General features: G+C 65.6%; 15 protein-coding genes. 6 read left to right on the top strand and 9 right to left on the bottom strand.

The window, feature by feature from the left end; genetic code table 11:
• Positions 1-6: 6 nt before the first annotated feature.
• The 5 genes from J9315_RS15025 to idi are packed head-to-tail and all read right to left on the bottom strand — an operon-like array spanning position 7 to position 4,151.
• Positions 7-1,686, bottom strand: coding sequence for an FAD-dependent oxidoreductase (locus J9315_RS15025; protein ID WP_211978213.1), 1,680 nt, complete (start codon positions 1,684-1,686; stop codon positions 7-9).
• On the bottom strand, positions 1,683-2,045 hold the full coding sequence (locus tag J9315_RS15020) for a lycopene cyclase domain-containing protein (protein WP_211978212.1): 363 nt from the start codon (positions 2,043-2,045) through the stop codon (positions 1,683-1,685). Before J9315_RS15020 ends, J9315_RS15025 begins: the two co-directional genes overlap by 4 nt.
• Positions 2,042-2,395: a lycopene cyclase domain-containing protein gene (locus J9315_RS15015; protein WP_211978211.1), complete on the bottom strand. Its 354-nt coding sequence runs from the start codon at positions 2,393-2,395 to the stop codon at positions 2,042-2,044. The genes J9315_RS15020 and J9315_RS15015 overlap by 4 nt, the downstream gene beginning before the upstream one ends.
• On the bottom strand, positions 2,395-3,600 hold the full coding sequence (locus J9315_RS15010) for a cytochrome P450 (protein ID WP_211978210.1): 1,206 nt from the start codon (positions 3,598-3,600) through the stop codon (positions 2,395-2,397). The genes J9315_RS15015 and J9315_RS15010 overlap by 1 nt, the downstream gene beginning before the upstream one ends.
• On the bottom strand, positions 3,597-4,151 hold the full coding sequence (gene idi, locus J9315_RS15005) for an isopentenyl-diphosphate Delta-isomerase (protein WP_211978209.1): 555 nt from the start codon (positions 4,149-4,151) through the stop codon (positions 3,597-3,599). Before idi ends, J9315_RS15010 begins: the two co-directional genes overlap by 4 nt.
• 180 nt (positions 4,152-4,331) lie before the next feature.
• On the opposite strand from idi, the gene J9315_RS15000 reads away from it, so the two are divergent.
• Entirely contained in the window at positions 4,332-5,618 is a 1,287-nt protein-coding gene (locus tag J9315_RS15000; RefSeq protein WP_211978208.1) for an adenylosuccinate synthase, read from the top strand.
• Between the two features lie 352 nt (positions 5,619-5,970).
• Here the strand turns inward: J9315_RS15000 and J9315_RS14995 are convergent, their stop codons facing one another.
• Complete coding sequence (locus J9315_RS14995) at positions 5,971-7,242, bottom strand: Nramp family divalent metal transporter (RefSeq protein WP_232252554.1); 1,272 nt, start codon at positions 7,240-7,242, stop codon at positions 5,971-5,973.
• A gap of 169 nt (positions 7,243-7,411) precedes the next feature.
• Here J9315_RS14995 and J9315_RS14990 point away from each other — a divergent pair, with 169 nt between their 5' ends.
• Complete coding sequence (locus J9315_RS14990) at positions 7,412-8,080, top strand: GntR family transcriptional regulator (protein WP_101624453.1); 669 nt, start codon at positions 7,412-7,414, stop codon at positions 8,078-8,080.
• Between the two features lie 58 nt (positions 8,081-8,138).
• On the top strand, positions 8,139-8,981 hold the full coding sequence (locus J9315_RS14985) for a DUF1989 domain-containing protein (RefSeq protein ID WP_101624454.1): 843 nt from the start codon (positions 8,139-8,141) through the stop codon (positions 8,979-8,981).
• Positions 8,982-9,130: 149 nt separating this feature from the next.
• Here J9315_RS14985 and araA read toward each other — a convergent pair whose 3' ends face one another.
• The 3 genes from araA to J9315_RS14970 are packed head-to-tail and all read right to left on the bottom strand — an operon-like array spanning position 9,131 to position 13,007.
• The gene (gene araA, locus J9315_RS14980) at positions 9,131-10,639 is read right to left on the bottom strand and encodes an L-arabinose isomerase (RefSeq protein WP_211978207.1); all 1,509 of its coding nucleotides are present in this window, start codon (positions 10,637-10,639) and stop codon (positions 9,131-9,133) included.
• A 51-nt stretch (positions 10,640-10,690) separates the two neighbouring features.
• On the bottom strand, positions 10,691-11,401 hold the full coding sequence (locus J9315_RS14975) for an L-ribulose-5-phosphate 4-epimerase (protein WP_197907830.1): 711 nt from the start codon (positions 11,399-11,401) through the stop codon (positions 10,691-10,693).
• A 52-nt stretch (positions 11,402-11,453) separates the two neighbouring features.
• Positions 11,454-13,007, bottom strand: coding sequence for an FGGY-family carbohydrate kinase (locus J9315_RS14970; RefSeq protein WP_349251967.1), 1,554 nt, complete (start codon positions 13,005-13,007; stop codon positions 11,454-11,456).
• A 353-nt stretch (positions 13,008-13,360) separates the two neighbouring features.
• On the opposite strand from J9315_RS14970, the gene J9315_RS14965 reads away from it, so the two are divergent.
• From J9315_RS14965 to J9315_RS14955, 3 genes are all read left to right on the top strand, one after another.
• Positions 13,361-14,305 (top strand): aldose 1-epimerase family protein, encoded by a 945-nt coding sequence (locus J9315_RS14965; protein WP_180960635.1) that lies wholly within the window; start codon positions 13,361-13,363, stop codon positions 14,303-14,305.
• A gap of 32 nt (positions 14,306-14,337) precedes the next feature.
• Complete coding sequence (locus J9315_RS14960; RefSeq protein ID WP_211978206.1) at positions 14,338-15,345, top strand: LacI family DNA-binding transcriptional regulator; 1,008 nt, start codon at positions 14,338-14,340, stop codon at positions 15,343-15,345.
• 232 nt (positions 15,346-15,577) lie between these two features.
• A complete protein-coding gene (locus tag J9315_RS14955; RefSeq protein WP_101624457.1) occupies positions 15,578-16,987 on the top strand; it encodes a sugar porter family MFS transporter in 1,410 nt (469 codons plus the stop codon).
• The last annotated feature ends 368 nt before the right edge of the window (positions 16,988-17,355 follow it).

Genomic DNA, 17,355 nt, shown 5'->3' with positions numbered 1-17,355 from the left:
GCCGTCTCAGCCGCGCGTCGTCGTCCGCCGCATCCGCCCGAGCAGGCCGCGTCGGAGCAGGCCGCGCGGGGGCGGTGACCACAGGTCGGTGCCCGCGACCCGCCACCGGGCGAGCAGAGCGTTCGCGGCGAGCGCACCGGTCGTCGCCGCGCGCTCCATGAGGGCGACGGGCGCATCGCAGCGCACCCAGTCCCCGGCGAGGACGAGTCCGGTCAGCGGGGTCTCGACGCCAGGCCGCTCGTGCCACGGGCGCGGGTCGGTGAGTCCGCAGTCGTCACGGATGAGCAGCTGCGACTCGCGGGCGGTCAGTCGCGACGTCTCCGGCCAGACGGTGTGGAGGTCGGCGAGCAGCCGGTCGGCGATCGCCTTCTCAACCACCGCCCGTGGAGCCACCGCGCCCTGGGACGCCCCACCCTGGGGCATCGCGGTCTCCGGCACCGCGGTCTCCGACACTCCGGCCCCCGACACCGCGGTCTCCTGCAGCGCAGTCCCCGTCAGCGCGTAGGCGTGGAGTTCGACGACGGACCCTCCGTGCTCGCGCACCCAGTCCGCGGCGCCGGCCTCGAAGCGGTCGAGGCGGGAGACGTTGTCGAGGAGGTCGAAGCCGCTCGTCCCGAGGAAGGCGGGACGGTCGGGGTCGACGGGTCCGTCGAACCACAGTCTGAGCACCGCGAACGGGGGCGCGTTGCGGGTGGCGGCGACCCGGCTCGCCCACTCGGCCTCCGCGGGCTCGTCAGCGCGCAGCGTGGCGACGAGTCTGCGGGCCGCGGCCGGATCGGCGGCGAGGACGACGGCGTCGGAGTCGACCTCCCGGCTGTCCGTCGTCACCGTCCACCTTCTCGGGCCACATCTGAGCGCGGTCGCGGTGCGGTCGGTCTCGATGCGCACGCCGAGGTCGGCGAGATGGTCCCCGAGCGGTGCCCACAGCGCGGTGTCGTAGTCGTCGGTGGGGACGTCGAAGAGGAGGCCTTCGGAGGAGCCGGCGAAGTACGTGTGGAACATCGCGACGAGTTCGCCGGCGGAGAAGTCATCGGGGTCAGCGAAGAACGACCGGGCGAACACCTCGAGTGCGAGATGCCGGGCCTCCGCCGGGAAGCGCAGGCGGTCGAGGAAGGCCGCCGCCGATTCGCCGTCGTACCGGGCGAAGGAGTCGGGGAAGTCGACGTCGATGAGTTCGAACGCCGCCGCGGTGTCGATCTCGGTCAGTCCCGACAGCGGGAACGTCGGGCTCGAGAGGACGAACCCGGCGAGGTTGAACGGCGGTGTCGTCGGGATCGCGGCGAACGAATCGGTGGCCCCGCCTCGGCGGGTGAGGGGATAGTCCGCGAGCGGACGCAGACGGGAGAGGTCGGGATCGGCACGGCGGAGCAGGTCGCGGAGGTTGTAGTACTGCCGGAAGAACGCGTGGAACCCGCGACTCATCGTCCGCCCGTCGGGCAGCGGCCATGCACTCACCCGCCCGCCGAGGCGGGGGCCCGATTCGAGGAGCACGACGTCGACTCCGCGTTCGGCGAGGACGGCGGCGGCGTTGAGTCCCGCGATCCCGCCGCCGATGACGGTCACGCTCTTCGGCCGCAGCGGCCGCGACCTGCCGGGGGCGGCCGGGAGCCGGACGGCATGCCGGTCGGCGGGGCGGAGACGGCCCTCGGTGCCGGCACCGGAACCGGTGCGGGTCCGGGCGGTCATCCGTCCGCCTCGGTGGGGGAGTCCGCCTCGGCGGGGGAATCCGCCTCGGCGCTGCGCCGGTTGAGGTTCCACTGCCAGAGCATGAGGACCGCGGTGATCATTGCGAAACCGAACCCGAAGTCCTCGATGGGGATGTCGAAGGGGACGCGGATGCCAGAGGACATGTCCGGGTTGTAGACGACGATGGGGTCGCGCAGCTTCGTCAGCCAGCCGTCGACGAGGCATTGGAAGAAGAGGCAGATCGTCAGCGCGGCCCAGTACTGGGCGCGTCGGAAGATGCCGCTGCGGAAGACGAAGAGTTCGAGGGCGATGACGAGGACCATGCCGGCGACCGTCATGACGGTGTATTCGGGGATCACCGCTCTTTCCTCCTCGTCAGCCGCGCCCACCAGTGCGGGGCGCGGGCAAGCACCGTGCCGACGGCCTCGTAGCTGAGCAGGGCGCAGATGGGGATGACGACGAAGAACACGAGCTCTTCGAGCGGCAGGGCACCGAATTCGATTCCCGTGACGAACTCCGGGTTGTAGGACCAGTGCTCGCGGGCGATCGCGATGAGGTCCCAGACCGCGAAGACGATGACGACGGGGATGAGGGCGGCGAGCAGGAGCCTCCACCGGCGATAGACCCGCGCGTCGAACGCGAACTCGAGGGGCAGGGTGATGAGCACACAGGCCGCCATGAGCGCCAGGTACTCCCAATGGCCGAACATCAGCGCCGCCGCGGACGGGACGGGACGGTGAAGCCGAGGTCGAGACCGCGCAGGCGGGCCCCGGCGATGGCGGAGTCGTGACCGACGATCGGGGTCGTGAGGAGGGTGGGTTCGCACGCCAGGAGGCGGTGGAGGAGAGCGTCGGCGACGACGAGCGCCATGGGCTGTCCCGGGCAGCGGTGGGCCCCGTCGCTGAAGCTCAGTCCCGCGGGAAGCGCTGTCCGCGGGCGGCCGGGGACGCGACCGCGCTCGGTCCGGGCCGGACAGACCGCCTCGGCGGCCGTCCCGAACGCGGACGGATCGACGTTGGCGGCTGCGACGTCGATGTCGACGAGATCGCCGGCGGGGATCGTCGTCGCCAGTCCGTCGATGTCGACGGTGAGATCGTCGGTGACGCGCCGGTAGAGGTGGCCGACGATGGGGTCGAGGCGGATGACCTCCTCGAGCATCGCCAGCCGGGCGTCCCGGGCGGCGCCGAAGTAGTCGTGGCGGAGCTCATCGTCCCTGAGCAGCCGCCACGCGGCGAAGGAGATGAACTCACGTGTGGTGACCATTCCCGCGGTGCCGTAGGTGACGCATTCGACGAGGATGTCCGCGATGCCGGCACCGGTGTCGAGGAGGTGGGAGATGATGTCGTCGCGAGGACTGCGCCGGTGGTCGCGGATGGCGGGCAGCACGTCGCAGACGTGGAAGGCGGTGAGTGGGAGGAGCCCGTTGACGGCGGCCTGCAGCCATTGGCGGTTGGTCCGCCCCCAGTTCGGGGCGGCGAGGTCGACCGGGGGCTGCCGGAAGAACGCCGTGAGCCGCGAGGCGAGGGCCGGGACCGGGGACGCGGTGAGGCCGACGATCCCGGCGGTGACGCCGACGGTGTAGAGCAGAGCGGCGTCGTCGAGGCGGCAGCGACCGGTGACGACGGCCTCATCGACGATCGCCTGGGCCTGCGCCTCGATGTCTGCCGCGTACCGTTCGTCGACGACAGACGGGGCGAAGAAGCGGGCGAGGGCACGCCGCTGCTCATCATGCGAGGGGCCGTCGGAGATGAGGATCGGGTGGCGGCGGAACCATCCGCGGGGGATCCGCTCCGCGGTGAAGCCGGCCTGGACCGTGGAGCGCCGGGCCCGGAGGACCTCGCGAGCAGCCGCAAACGAGCGGATCCGGTGATAACCCGGGGCGGGGTCGGCGCGCGCGGAGACGTGCCCTCTCACGGCCGCAGGCTCTCGAAGACGCCCTCGGCGAACTGATCGACCATCCACGGGCTGAAGACGAACGGTGTCGCACTCAGCGCCGCACGAACCTCAGCGATCGGAGTCCAGGACCATTCGGCCACCTCGGCGGGGGAGGGGTCCAGCGGCGAGGCGATCCGGGCGACGTAGACCGGGCACACCTCGTTCTCGACGATGCCGCCGGCATCGACGGCACGGTAGCGGAAGTCGGGGGCGATGACCGTCACGGCGCTCACGGTCGTGCCGAGCTCCTGGTCAGCCCGCCGGACGAGGGCGTCCTCGATGTCCTCCCCGGGCGCCGGATGACCGCAGAAGCTGTTGGTCCACACGCCCGGCCACGCCGCCTTCGTCAGGGCGCGGCGGGTGAGGAGGATGCGGTCCTCGTCGTCGATGAGATAGCAGGAGAACGCGGAGTGCAGCGGGGTGTCGGCGGTGTGGACCTCGGACTTGGGCATCGACCCGATGGGGCGGGCCGCCTCGTCGAGGAGGACGACGCGTTCGACGGCAGTGTCAGCGGTGTCGGGAGTGGTCATCGATCATCAGCTCCTTCGAACACCGGATGGTCTACCCCATGCTACCGGTGCGAGGGCCGTATCGGGGTGGGGTCGCGGTCGGAACGGGGCGGGGCCGTGGACGGAACGGGGGCGATGTCATGACCAGCAAGTAGACTGTGGAGGTAATGATCCCCTTCTTTCACTTGAGGTGAAACACTCATGCCAGCAATCGTTGTCGTCGGCGCTCAGTGGGGCGACGAAGGTAAAGGGAAGACCACCGACATCCTCGGCACCAGCGTCGACTACGTCGTCAAGCCCAACGGCGGGAACAACGCTGGTCACACGGTTGTCGTCGGCGGTGAGAAGTACGAGCTCAAGCTCCTTCCCGCGGGGATCCTCTCGCCCAACGTCACCCCCGTCATCGGCAACGGCGTCGTCGTCAACCTTGAGGCGCTCTTCGAGGAGATCGACGCTCTCGAATCGCGTGGCGCCGACACCTCAAAGCTGCGGATCTCGGCGAACGCGCACCTCGTCGCCCCCTACCACCAGACTCTGGACAAGGTGACCGAGCGCTTCCTCGGCAAGCGCGCGATCGGGACGACCGGGCGCGGCATCGGCCCGGCGTACATGGACAAGATCGGGCGCCTCGGCATCCGCGTCCAGGACATCTTCGACGAATCGATCCTGCGCCAGAAGATCGAGGGCTCGCTGCACCAGAAGAACGAACTCCTCGTCAAGGTCTACAACCGTCGCGCCGTGAGCGTCGAGGAGGTCGTCGACTACTTCCTTCCCTACGTCGAACGGCTGCGCCCCTACGTCGCGGAGACCGAGCTCATGCTCAACGACGCCCTCGACCGCGGGGACGTCGTCGTCATGGAGGGCGGTCAGGCGACGATGCTCGACGTCGACCACGGCACGTACCCCTTCGTCACCTCCTCGAACCCGACAGCCGGCGGATCGTGCGTGGGCTCGGGCATCGGACCGACTCGGATCAATCGAGTCGTCGGCATCGTCAAGGCCTACACGACCCGCGTCGGCGCCGGGCCCTTCCCGACCGAGCTCTTCGACGAGATGGGCGAGTACCTCCAGAAGGCCGGCGGCGAGTTCGGCGTCAACACCGGCCGCCCGCGCCGCTGCGGCTGGTACGACTCGGTCATCGCGCGCTACTCGGCCCGCGTCAACGGGTTCACCGACTACGTGCTCACGAAGCTCGACGTCCTCACCGGCATCGAGCAGATCCCCGTCGCCGTGGCCTACGAGGTCGATGGGGAGCGCTTCGACGAGATGCCGATGACGCAGACCGACTTCCACCACGCGACCCCGATCTTCGAGTACTTCGACGGCTGGACCGAGGACATCTCCGGCGCCCGGACCTTCGAGGACCTGCCGGAGAACGCGCAGAAGTACGTCCTCGCGCTCGAGGGGCTCTCCGGGTGCCGGATCTCCGTCATCGGCGTCGGCCCCGACCGCGAGCAGTCGATCGTCCGCCACGACCTGCTCGACTGACGGGCGGGTGGCCGGGCGTCTGTGACCGGCGGCCCGGCTCGGTCGGGCTTCGGCGTCGAGGCTGGCGGCCCGGCTCGACGAGCCGCTGAGCTGCGGCTCGGGTCGCTGAGCTTCGCCGCCAATCCACGCGCAACCGGACGGCCGAGTGCCGATCCACGCGCAGCCGGGATTCCGCGTCGCGGGCGACTCGGAATTCGAGCCTCGCGTTGATCGAGCGCGCGGCGATTCGTGGGAGGCGCGGATTTCGAGCCTCGCGTGGATCGAGACCATACAGCCGTTCCGGCAACCTGATGCGCTGGCCTGGTCGGGTGGAGGCGCAGCACCTGCTCATCGACGATGAAGCCCCATGGTGCTAACCCCACGCGCCAAAGAGGTCTGCCAGCTGGAACACGGCCAAGCCGGTGACGACGAGGCAGATGAGCCACCCGAGGATGTTCGCGACCACGCCGTTGCGGTAGCGACCCATCAGCCGGCGATTGTTCATCACGATCATGAGAAAGGCGGCGATGATCGGCAGGAGCAGCCCATTCGCCGCCTGAGCGAGGATGATGATCTGCACCGGGTTGATGCCGGTCACGGCGAAGATCCCGCCGATGACGAGCACGCTGATCCAGATGATGCGGGCAGGCTTCGCCTTGAGGTCGGTGCTCAGCCCGAGGGTGCCGCTGATCGCATAGGCGGCGCCGAGCGGACCGGCGACCGCCGACGTGAAACCGGCTGCGAACAGGCCGGTGGCGAAGACCCACGGGGCGGCGGAGCCCAGAAGAGGTTCGAGCGCCTGGGTCATGTCCTCTGCGGTCTCGGCGGTCATCCCCTTGACGTACATGCCGCCGAATGCCGTGGCCATCACGGCGAGCGTGATGACTCCACCGACGGAGATCGAGAGAACGGTGTCTCGACGGGACTCCTTGAGAGATTCTTCGACGGCGCCCTTACCCCATTTCTCCTGCACGAGGCTGGACTGAAGGAACATGTTGTAGGGGACGACCGTCGTGCCGATGAGCGCGATGGCGACGAGGAGGCTACCCGAGGGGATCGTCGGTACGAACAGTCCCTCGAGCATCTCGCTGATCGGCGGGCGGACCACGAATGCGGTCATCACGAAGATTACTCCGAGGATGACGACGAAGATGGTGAGGACGACTTCGATGGCCTTGTAGCTGCCGGTCCAGAGCAGCGCCCCGATGAACGCGATGACGACGATGACGATGAGCCTCTGGTCGATGCCGGTGACGGTGGACAGCGCCAGAGCCGTTCCCGTCGTGTCTCCGCCGGCATAGCTCGCCCCGCCGATGCCGATGGCGGCGACGACGAGGACGACCATCGCCATGCGCGCAATCCGGGACGCGAAGACGGTGCGGAGCGCCTCGCCGAGGCTGAGGCGGGTGGCGATTCCCAGTCGGCCGCTCATCTCCTGGAGGATGATCGTCGCGATGATCGAGAAGAGCACCGTCCAGGCGAGGGCGAATCCGTACGATGCGCCGGTGACGACCGAGGTGGTGATCGTTCCGGGGCCGATGAACGACGCGGCGATGATGAGGCCAGGGCCGAAGCGCAGTCGCCGCGATCGGCTGGTATCTCTCTCGGCCCTCGGGAGTGGGCGGCCGGCATCGGTCTCGTTCAACGCGTTCTCCTTCGAAAGGCGTCCAATTACCCGAAAGCCTATAGATGGTTCAACCATCTGACAATAGGAGAAGTTGATCCTTCCGCTGAGAAAGGAGATTCTTCCTGTTCAGAGTCGAGTGCAGAACTGGATTTTCTGAAGTTTGGTTGAACTCTGCTATCTTCGTCGTATGGCAACGAGTGCAGACAATGAAAGTGCCTCGGGGATGGTGCGCACGCGCCTTCGCGACCAGATCCTGCGGGGAGAGCTGCCACCCGGTACGCGGTTGAGGGATCGGGTGCTGTCTGCGGAGCACGAAGTGTCGAGGAACAGCGTTCGAGAGGCCCTGCGTTTGCTCGTCAGCGATGGGCTCGTCACTCTCACCGTGAATTCCGGAGCTGCCGTGCGCGTGCTCACCACGGAGGACGTCGCCGACATCTACGCCGCTCGTCGACTTCTCGAGTTCGGCGGAATCCGTGCCAGCAGTCGCGCTAGCGACGCAGAGCTGGCCGAGATCGACGTGGCAGCCGACACGGGGATTCGACAGCGAGCGCAGAAGCGGTGGCAGCAGACGGGAACTGCCAGCCTGGAGTTCCATGCCGCAGTCGTTGCGTTGGCAGGTTCCGAGCGGGTCAACCACTTCTTCGCGGCCCTCGCTGCTCAGCTTCGTCTGGCATTCGCGATCATGCCCGACGAGGCCGAGTTCCAGGCCTTGTGGGTGGACCGTGACAGGGTGATCGCCGATCTTCTCCTGGCAGGGCGACGAGACGCGGCCGAAGCCGAACTGATGGCCTACCTCGCCGATTCGGAGGCGGCGATCGTCGATGCCGTTCGCGGCGCGGCGATCGCGCGGCCCTGATGGCTCTGCCCTTCGACGACTGCCGACCAAGATGCCCGAGATTTCGAGAGGAAACATGATGACGAACAACCCACGACTGACCGAAGCCGCCTACCAAGGCGACGCCCTCGAGGTCGACCGGGATTTCTACGGCCGCCTCGGCGAGCTCACCGATTCCCGCACCGTCGTCTCCGAGCTCACCGTCGAGATCCGCTCGGGTGAGGCGTGGGAGATTCCCGCGGGGCACATCTGCCGGATCTCCTCGGTCGAGGGGCCCCAGGTCGGGGACCTCAATCTGTGGAACAGGAACGACCCGCGGGAACGTTTCTGGGCGTCGCGGACTCGTCAGCTCCAGGCCGCCCACGTCTCGACGTTCGACCGGCTGTGGTCGACCCTGCCGTTCCTCCGTCCGATGGCCACCATCGTCGGCGATACCCTCGCAGACTATGGCGAGGACAGCGAAGGCGGGCGCCTGCACGATACCTTGGGCACCCGGTGCGACCCGTACGTATCCCAGATGCTCAACGGCGTCGACTTCGACTACCACTGCCACTCGAACCTCGTGCGTGCGATCCTCCCGTTCGGGCTGACCGAATTCGACGTCCACGATGTGCTCAACGTGTTCCAGTGCACAGGCCTGAACGACGACGATGAGTACTTCATGAAGACCTGCCCGGCGCAGCCCGGTGACTACTTCGAGTTCTTCGCCGAGCAGGACCTGCTCGCGGCACTCTCCGCATGCCCGGGCGGCGACCTGTCGCAGCCGATGTTCGGTGAGGACGGCGACGATGCCGCGGAGAACTGCCACCCGCTCAAGGTCACGGTCTATGCGGTCTCGGACGACCTCCTCGAGGGCTGGACCGAACCGCAGTCGCCGCGATACCGCGGTGCGCACGGCCTGAGCGCTCAGTCCTGGAGCTGAGCCGCCGGCGGTTCGGGCAGCCGTCGATCCACACGCAGCCGGAAATCCGCGTCGCCCCGGACGCGGATTTCCGGCTGCGCGTGGAACGAGCGCGCGCGGTTCGCGGGCAGGGGACCTGAATACCTCGCCCAATGGGCTTTCGTTCGGATTCAGAACCCCTGTGAGATCCGGTAGTAGACGTCGTTCCACCGCAGCGCGTCCTGGAAGCCGTGGACTGTCGTGTCTTCCGCGATGACCGCGAGTTCGACCCCAGCGATGGTTGCGAAGTCGCGCCAGGCCTCGATGCCGACTGCGGTCGTCATCACGGTGTGGTGTGCCGCGCCGGCGGTGAGCCAGCATGCTGTTGAGGTCGAGAAATTCGGCAATGGCTCCCAAACCGCCCTGGCCACCGGCAGCTTTGGCAGTGGCTCGTCTGGCTCGACCACGTTGACGACGTTGGCAGTAAGCCGGAATCGGTCGCGTATGTCTGAGAGTGCCAGCACTACGGCCTCTCCTGGGTCAGCCTCAAAAACGAGTCTCACCGGATCCTCGCGGTCGCCGATGCCAAGCGGGTGGATTTCGAGTCGGGGCCGGCGCGAGGTCAACGTAGGACAGACCTCGAGCATGTGAGCGCCCAGGATCTTCTCAGCGCCGGGCTCGAGGTTGTAGCTGTAGTCCTCCATCAGGCTCGCACCTCCCTCGAGGCCGTAACCCATCACCTTGGCGATTCGTATGAGCATTCCGGTCTTCCAGTCACCTTCTGCCCCGAAGCCGTAACCATCGGCCATCAATCGCTGCACAGCCAGACCGGGCAGCTGTCTCAGGTTGCCGAGGTCTTCGAAGGAGTCGGTGAATGCTGACGCATCATGGCTCTCCAGGAAATCGCGGATCGCGATCTCCTGCTTGGCAGCGTACCGAAGTGATTCGTGTCGGTCTCCGTCCGGCAGAAGCTCGGAAGCGACCTCGTAGGTCTGCGCGTACTCTTCCACCAATCTGTCGACTGATGATTCAGCAACGGAATCGATCGCTGACGCCAGTTCGTTGACGCTCCAGGTGTTCACGGAGACTCCGAAGCGAATTTCTGCCTCTGTTTTGTCGCCCTCCGTCACGGCGACGTTGCGCATGTTGTCGCCGAACCGGACCATCGTCATGTGCTGAGCATCATTCCAAGCGGCTGCGGCCCGGGACCATACGCCAATTCGTCCAGTCACATCAGAGTGAGTGACATGTCCGACAACGGTTACTCGAGGAACGTTGAGGCGAGTGAGGATGTAGCCGAATTCGCGATCTCCATGGGCAGCTTGATTGAGATTCATGAAGTCCATGTCGATCTCCGCCCAGGGCATGCGCTCATGCACCTGCGTGTGCAAGTGGAGCAGCGGCTTGCGCAGTGCCTCCAGTCCGCGGATCCACATCTTGGCCGGAGAGAAGGTGTGCATCCACGTGATGACTCCGACGACGTCGTCGTCGGCTCCTGCCTCCACGATGGCTCGTTCGATGGATGCCGAATCCGTGAGCGTGGGCTTCCAGGTGATGCGGACCGGAATGTCCGCGGCGGCGTCGAGCGTGCGAACCATCTGCTGCGACTGCTCGGCCACTTGGGCCAGGGTCTCCGGACCGTAGAGATCCTGGCTGCCGGTGAGAAACCAGATCTCTTTTCCCTCGAATGGGTTGCGCATGTCAGATGCTCCTCTGTGATGGTCGCGTGTATCGGGTCGTCGGAGTGCGATTCATTGCCCATAGACGTGCTGGTATCGGTCATAGAGACGCGTGACGGTTTCATCGGGGATCGGATGCGGCAGACCGAGTTGCTGCGAGACGTGGACGGTCTTGGCGACTTCCTCGACCATGACAGCTGCCTTGACGGCGTCGGAGGCTGTCGCGCCGATGGTGAACGGGCCGTGGTTGCGCATGAGGACGGCGGGACTGCGCGACTCGGAGAGCGTTTCGACGATGCCGCGCCCGATCGAGTCATCGCCGATGACGGCGAACGGACCCACCGGGATCGGTCCGCCGAACTCATCGGCCATCATGGTCAGGACACAGGGGATCTCCTCGGCGCGAGCTGCCCACGCCGTGGCGTAGGTCGAATGCGTGTGCACGACCCCTCCGACCTGCGGCATCTGACGATAGACATACGCGTGTGCCGCAGTATCGGACGAAGGTGTGAGCCCTCCGGAGGACAGCTCCTCGACGAGACGGCCGTGCAGGTCACACACGACCATCGTGTCGGCTGAGAGCTCGTCATAGCGCACTCCCGAGGGTTTGATGACGAGGAGATCATCTGCCCCCCGAGTGCCGGTGGGGTCGACCACGACACGCTCGGACACATTGCCTGCAGTCCAGACGACCAGGCCCCAGCGCGGCAGCTCGGCGTGAAGCTCACTCACGCGCTGTCGTGCATTCGAGACCTGTGCTCGAATGTGTGCGGAAATCGTCACGGTGATCCTCCGAAGATCTGTGCTGGAACGGGCGATTGCAAGGCGGTAGGAGTTATGAGAGGAGTTCTGCGGCCGCTGCCTCCACGGGCAGCCCGCGTCGGTATCGGTCGAGGAACGAGCGGAACCCCGCCATATCAGAAGGTGTGGGAGTGACGGTGTGGGTCCAGGTGCCGGAGAAGACGGCGCAGTCGAGGAACTGTGCCAGCGGCTTGTCGGCGTGGTCGAGATAGGCGGCGAGCAGGGCGATGCCCCAAGCGCCTCCGTCTCCGGCGCTCTCTGACACGACGGTTGGCGTTCCGGCAGCGGCTGCGAGGAACCGCTGGGCGATTCCCGCCGTTCTGAAGATTCCGCCGTGCGCGTTGAGGGAATCGATCTCGACACCTTCACCCCCGAGCACCTCCATGCCAATAGCCAAGGACGCGAAGACGCTGTAGACCTGGGCGCGCATCAGGTTGCCGAGGTTGAGCTGCGATCCGGGACTTCTCACCATCAGCGGAAGGCCATCCACGAGTCCTGTGACCGGCTCACCCGCGATGTTGTTGAAGATCACGATGCCGTCGGCATCGGCGGCACTGTCCTCGGCGGCAGACAGGAGGACGCGGAAGGCGTCGTCATCGGCGATCGAGTGTTGCCCGCCCAGTGCCACGGCCGCCTGCTTGAACAAGCTGACCCACCGCCTGAGCTCGTCGGCTCCGTTGTTGCAGTGGACCATCGCCACCGTCGCTCCGTCCGGAGTGGCGACCAGGTCGATCTCGGTATGGAGAGCCTCCACAGGGCGTTCGAGCACCACCATAGCGAAGATCGAGGTGCCGACGCTCACATTTCCCGTGCGGGGACGCACAGAATTCGTCGCGACCATTCCGGTTCCCGCATCGCCTTCCGGCGGGCACAACGTCGTTCCCGGCCGAAGAGCACCGCTGGGATCGAGGAGCTCTGCGCCGCGCGCGGTCAGCGTCCCCGCCCTGGTTCCTGCGGACATGACGCGGGGAAGGAGAGAGCGCAGGCTGCGGCGAAGTGGAGTCCCACCGAGCCGCGAGTCGAACTTCGCCAACCTCTCGGCGTCGAAATCGCCTGTCTGCGGGTCGACAGGGAACATGCCGGAGGCGTCGCCGATGCCCAGGACCTTCTCGCCGGTGAGCTGCCAGTGCACGTATCCAGCGAGAGTCGTGAGGTAGTCGACGCCGGCCACATGCTCTTCGCGGTCCAGGATCGCCTGATAGAGGTGTGCCACCGTCCAGCGCATGGGAATGTTGATGTCGAGGAGCTGAGTGAGTTCCGCGGCCGATCGGGCCGTCGTCGTATCGCGCCACGTGCGGAACGGCACCAGCAGCTGATCGTCGGAGTCGAAGGCCAGGTATCCGTGCATCATGCCGGAGACACCCAGGGAGGCCAGTGAGGTGAGTTCGGCGTCGTAGGCGTCCTGCACCTGTCGGCGAAGGTCGGCGACAGCACCTGCCACTCCGCTCCAGACGTCGCCGATCCCGTAAGTCCAGTGCCCGTCGACCAGGCGGCTCTCCCATTCCGAGCTCCCGGTGGCCAGGCTGACGCCTTCGGGAGCGATCAGGCAGGCCTTGATCCGCGTTGAACCCAGTTCGATGCCGAGCACCGCAGTGCCGCTCTCGATGAGCCGCTTCGTCTCCTGATCAGTGCCTCTGATCGAGGTCCGCTCTGATTCCATGCTGGTGGCCTTCCGCGCCCTTGCGTCAGGAACCGGGGGGTTCCTGCTCCTGAATGTTAACGCTAACATTCATGTCGTCCGACCATAATGCCGCACCGGAAGTCTGATTGCAAGAGGCGGGAATGGCTCCGGCGGACATGCCTTCCCTCGGGCGAGTCGGTAGCCTTGCAGGTGACGGCAGGGAGGGCGGCAGTCCGCCCGGTCGGCGACCGCGGAGTGAAGCCATGCGGAGTCTAGCGCGGTCAGGGTGCTCCGACGGATGCGGATGAAACGAGTGTTGAGTGAACGGTGAGTGTGCGCGAAGCGGGCGGCAGGTCCGCATCGTGGGAGGCGGCTACAGCGCTGAGATCGCGTCAGTGGGTGCGACCCTGCGCTCTCTTAGCTATCACGGCAGGCACCTGACGAGCAGCTTCGAGGCCGATGAGGTGCGTCCGGCGTCGTTGGGCACCTGCCTTCTGCCCTGGCCCAACCGCATTGCCGACGGAAAGTACGAATTCGGAGGGTGCGCAGAGCAGCTGCCGATCACGGAGCTGTCGCGCGGAAACGCCATTCACGGCCTGGCAGGTTGGCTCGATTGGGAGGTCCTCGAGGTCGACATCGATCGAGTGAAGCTGGCCGTGCGCATCGCTGCGCAGCCGGGGTATCCGCACACGCTTGAGGCAACGGCCGAGTTCGCAGTCGATCACACCGGCCTGCAATGGACTGTCGCTGCGGCCAACGTCGGCTCGACGGCAGCCCCATATGGAATCGCCACCCATCCCTACCTCGTGCTGCCGACGGGAAGGCCCGATGACTGGGAACTGCATGTGCCGGCGTCATCGGTGCTCGACGTCGATGAGGAGAGGAAGCTGCCTCGGGGCCTACACTCTGTGGCCGACTTCCGGGACGGGGCCTTCGATTTCACCTCTCCGCGGCAGATCGGCTCTGCGGTGATCGATCACGCGATGACCGACATCAAAGCGGAGAACGGGATTGCAGCCGTGCGCCTCGGTGCGGAGGGCGCGGCAGGGGTGTCGCTGCGCTGGGATCCACAGGTGCTGCCCTGGGTGCAGATCTTCACCGGTGACCTGCCGAATGACCCCGGCCGTGATCGGCGTGCGGTTGCTGTCGAAGCGATGACCTGCCCGCCGGATGCATTCAACTCCGGAACGGACCTGATCGTTCTCGAATCGGGTCAAGAGCACCGCGCGACCTGGCATATTTCGGCTACCGGGGAAGAAGATTGAGTTCAGTGGGGCGTACTGACGGAAGACCGAGCATGGCGGAAGTTGCTGCCCATGCGAAGGTCTCGCACCAGACCGTCTCGAGGGTAGTAAATGGTGGGGTTGGGGTGAAGCCCGCAACTCGCGAGCGCGTGGAGGCTGCGATCCGCGAACTGGGATACCGTCGCAACAATGCAGCTCGGACCCTGGTGACTAGTCGGTCTGGCCTGATCGGGGTGATCGCGGTCGGATCTTTCCTGTATGGCCCCACCAGGACGCTTGTGGGTATCGAAGAGGCGGCGCGCAGTCGGGACTTCACCATCTTGCTGGCAACAATTCGCTCGAACGGCGACGCCGAACTCTCCGAGCAGTTCGAGCGAGCCATCGACACCTGTCTCGATCGCTCGGTCGAAGCGATCATTGTCATCGCAGCTCAAGAGGACGTCGTCAGGCAAGTTCAGATCTTCAACGTCGACGTCCCGCTGATTGTGGTCGGGCCCCCTCGCTCCCACCTGCCTGGATTGCTGACTTTCAGTGTCGACCAGCGACGGGGAGCCAGAGAGGCCGTTTCTCATCTCGGCGAGCTGGGTCATTCCCAGATCTTGGTGCTGACCGGGCCCGGAAAATGGATCGACGCACAGGAGCGTCGAACGGGAGCTCTTGACGAGTGCGCCGCGCGGGGGCTGGCCGCCGAAGTCATTGCCGGAGACTGGAGCCCTGCGAGCGGTTATCAGGCGGGTCAAGCGTTGGTCGCCAGGCCAGGTGAGATGCCAACAGCAATCTTCTCAGCAAATGACGCTATGGCTCTCGGTGTCCTCGCGGCGTTCAACCACGCGCAGGTGAAAGTCCCTGACGAGGTCTCGATCATCGGCTTCGACGACATACCGGAGGCGGCCTACTTCAGTCCTGCGCTGACTACCGTGCATCAGGACTTCACCACTCTCGGGCATCGAGTCCTCGAAGCTGCAGTGGCGGCGATCCGCGGAGAGGAGCCGGATATGACCCCGGTTGCGCCCGTGCTCGCCCTGCGTGATTCGACAGCTGAACCTGCGAAGAGGAGCTAAGGCCGGCGGCGTCGGGACTGTCGTTCCACCGTTGCGCCCCGGCGTCGACTGCCCGTCAGACATCGCGCGACCGTGCGGGAGGGCAGCTCCAGGCATTGACACTCGATCGAGCTTCCAATAGCGTGAAGTAGGACAAAATGTTAGCGCTAACTTTTCGCGATCGAAGGCTATGTCGTTGAACTCGCCAAAGCGAACCGCGCTGGCTCTCCACCCAGGAAAGGGCGTTGTCAACGTGGACAATGACAAGAAGATCTCCGGTGCGTTCATCTACTTCTTCGGCGCCTTCGGAGGAATACTCTTCGGATACGACATCGGCGTGATGACTGGAGCTTTGCCGTTCTTGCAGAATGATTGGGGCCTGCGCGATGAAGCAGGCGTGATCGGGTGGATCACCTCAGGGGTGATGTTCGGTGCAATTTTCGGCGGAGCCATCGCCGGCCAGCTCTCGGATCGCTTCGGCCGCCGACGGATGATCCTCGCGGCTGCGCTTGTATTCGTTCTCGGATCGATACTCTGTGCGGCAGCCCCGAATGGGGGGACGCTGTTCCTGGTTCTCGTCCGCATCTTCCTCGGCCTCGCGGTCGGTGCGGCCAGCGCATTGGTCCCTGCGTATATGGCTGAGCTTGCCCCGGCCCGACTCCGAGGTCGATTGTCCGGCCTCAACCAGACCATGATCGTCTCCGGCATGCTGCTCTCCTATGTCGTCGACTACCTCCTCCGTGATCTACCGGAGGCGTGGGCATGGAGGACGATGCTCGGCGCGGCTGCGGTTCCGGCGGTAATTCTGTTTCTGGGAGTGCTTCGCCTGCCTGAATCGCCACGCTTCCTTGTGAAGAATGGATTCGATGAAGATGCGCGCCGGGTGCTGAGTTACATTCGCAAGCCGGAGGAGTTGGATGATGAACTTGGTCTGATCAGGAGGACGGCTGCGCAGGAGAAGAAGGCCTCATCAAGCACTTCGTGGTCCACCCTCCTGGCAAGTCGGTATCGCTATCTCGTGATCGCCGGAGTTGGTGTCGCGGCGTTCCAGCAGTTTCAGGGAGCCAATGCGATCTTCTACTACATTCCGCTGATCGTAGAGAACGCCACCGGCAGCGCGGCTGAGTCTGCGCTGATGTGGCCGATCATCCAGGGCGTGATCCTTGTGCTGGGCTCGCTGTTCTTCATGGCCATAGCCGAGAGATTCAACCGACGTCTTCTCCTGATGGTCGGCGGACTCGTCATGGGTGCTTCATTTCTGTTGCCCGCAATCGTCAACACCTTGGTTCCGAACGCTGATCCGATGATGATCGTCGTGTTCCTCAGCATCTACGTCGCTTTCTACTCCTTCACTTGGGCACCACTCACCTGGGTCATCGTCGGTGAGATCTTCCCGCTGGCGATTCGTGGACGCGCTTCGGGACTGGCGAGTTCGTTCAACTGGATCGGTTCATTCTTGGTCGGCCTCATGTTCCCGATCATGACGGCCGGCATGAATCAGGCGGCTGTGTTCGCGATTTTCGGAGCAGTGTGCATCCTTGGAGTTCTTTTCGTTACGTTCCGTGTGCCCGAAACACGCGGGCGTACCCTCGAGGACATTGAAGCGAATGCCGTCACGCGGCAGACGAACAGCGCCCCAGAGAGCGCGAGTGTCTCCGAGTGAAGGCAGTTCAGGGGAGTCGAGTTGCGTTGCACGGTGAGTGTGTTCGCAGACGCGCCAATCTCTAGGCTGGGTCGGCAGACACCCAGGCGTCAGTCCACGCGCAGCCGGATTTCCGCGTCGCGGGCGACTCGGAATTCGTGCCTCGCGTTGATCGAGTGCGCGGCGATTCGTGGGAGACGCGGAATTCGAGCCTCGCGTTGATCGAGAGTGAGAGGGCGCGCGGGTATCGGGTGCGGCTCGCGGTACGGTGCGGGACCAGATTCGCCGAGGCGGCCGCAGCGACTCCGCGTGGATCGACATCGCGCGTTTGGCACGCGGATCGTGTCACCAAGCGGTACTGCTGCGCCGGCTTCTCCCCGACCGATGCC

The organism is Brevibacterium sp. W7.2 (genome assembly GCF_018137945.1).
Taxonomy (GTDB): Bacteria; Actinomycetota; Actinomycetes; order Actinomycetales; family Brevibacteriaceae; genus Brevibacterium; species Brevibacterium sanguinis.
Note: the sequence above shows the minus strand (reverse complement) of the source record. Positions and strands in the feature narration are given on the sequence as shown.

Excerpts from the sequence above, each read along its gene's own strand:
- J9315_RS15015 (WP_211978211.1), bottom strand. The coding sequence starts at position 2,395 with ATGTTCGGCCATTGGGAGTACCTGGCGCTCATGGCGGCCTGTGTGCTC.
- J9315_RS14985 (WP_101624454.1), top strand. The coding sequence starts at position 8,139 with ATGACGAACAACCCACGACTGACCGAAGCCGCCTACCAAGGCGACGCC.
- J9315_RS14990 (WP_101624453.1), top strand. The coding sequence starts at position 7,412 with ATGGCAACGAGTGCAGACAATGAAAGTGCCTCGGGGATGGTGCGCACG.
- J9315_RS15025 (WP_211978213.1), bottom strand. The coding sequence starts at position 1,686 with ATGACCGCCCGGACCCGCACCGGTTCCGGTGCCGGCACCGAGGGCCGT.
- J9315_RS15000 (WP_211978208.1), top strand. The coding sequence starts at position 4,332 with ATGCCAGCAATCGTTGTCGTCGGCGCTCAGTGGGGCGACGAAGGTAAA.
- araA (WP_211978207.1), bottom strand. The coding sequence starts at position 10,639 with ATGCGCAACCCATTCGAGGGAAAAGAGATCTGGTTTCTCACCGGCAGC.
- idi (WP_211978209.1), bottom strand. The coding sequence starts at position 4,151 with ATGACCACTCCCGACACCGCTGACACTGCCGTCGAACGCGTCGTCCTC.
- J9315_RS14960 (WP_211978206.1), top strand. The coding sequence starts at position 14,338 with ATGGCGGAAGTTGCTGCCCATGCGAAGGTCTCGCACCAGACCGTCTCG.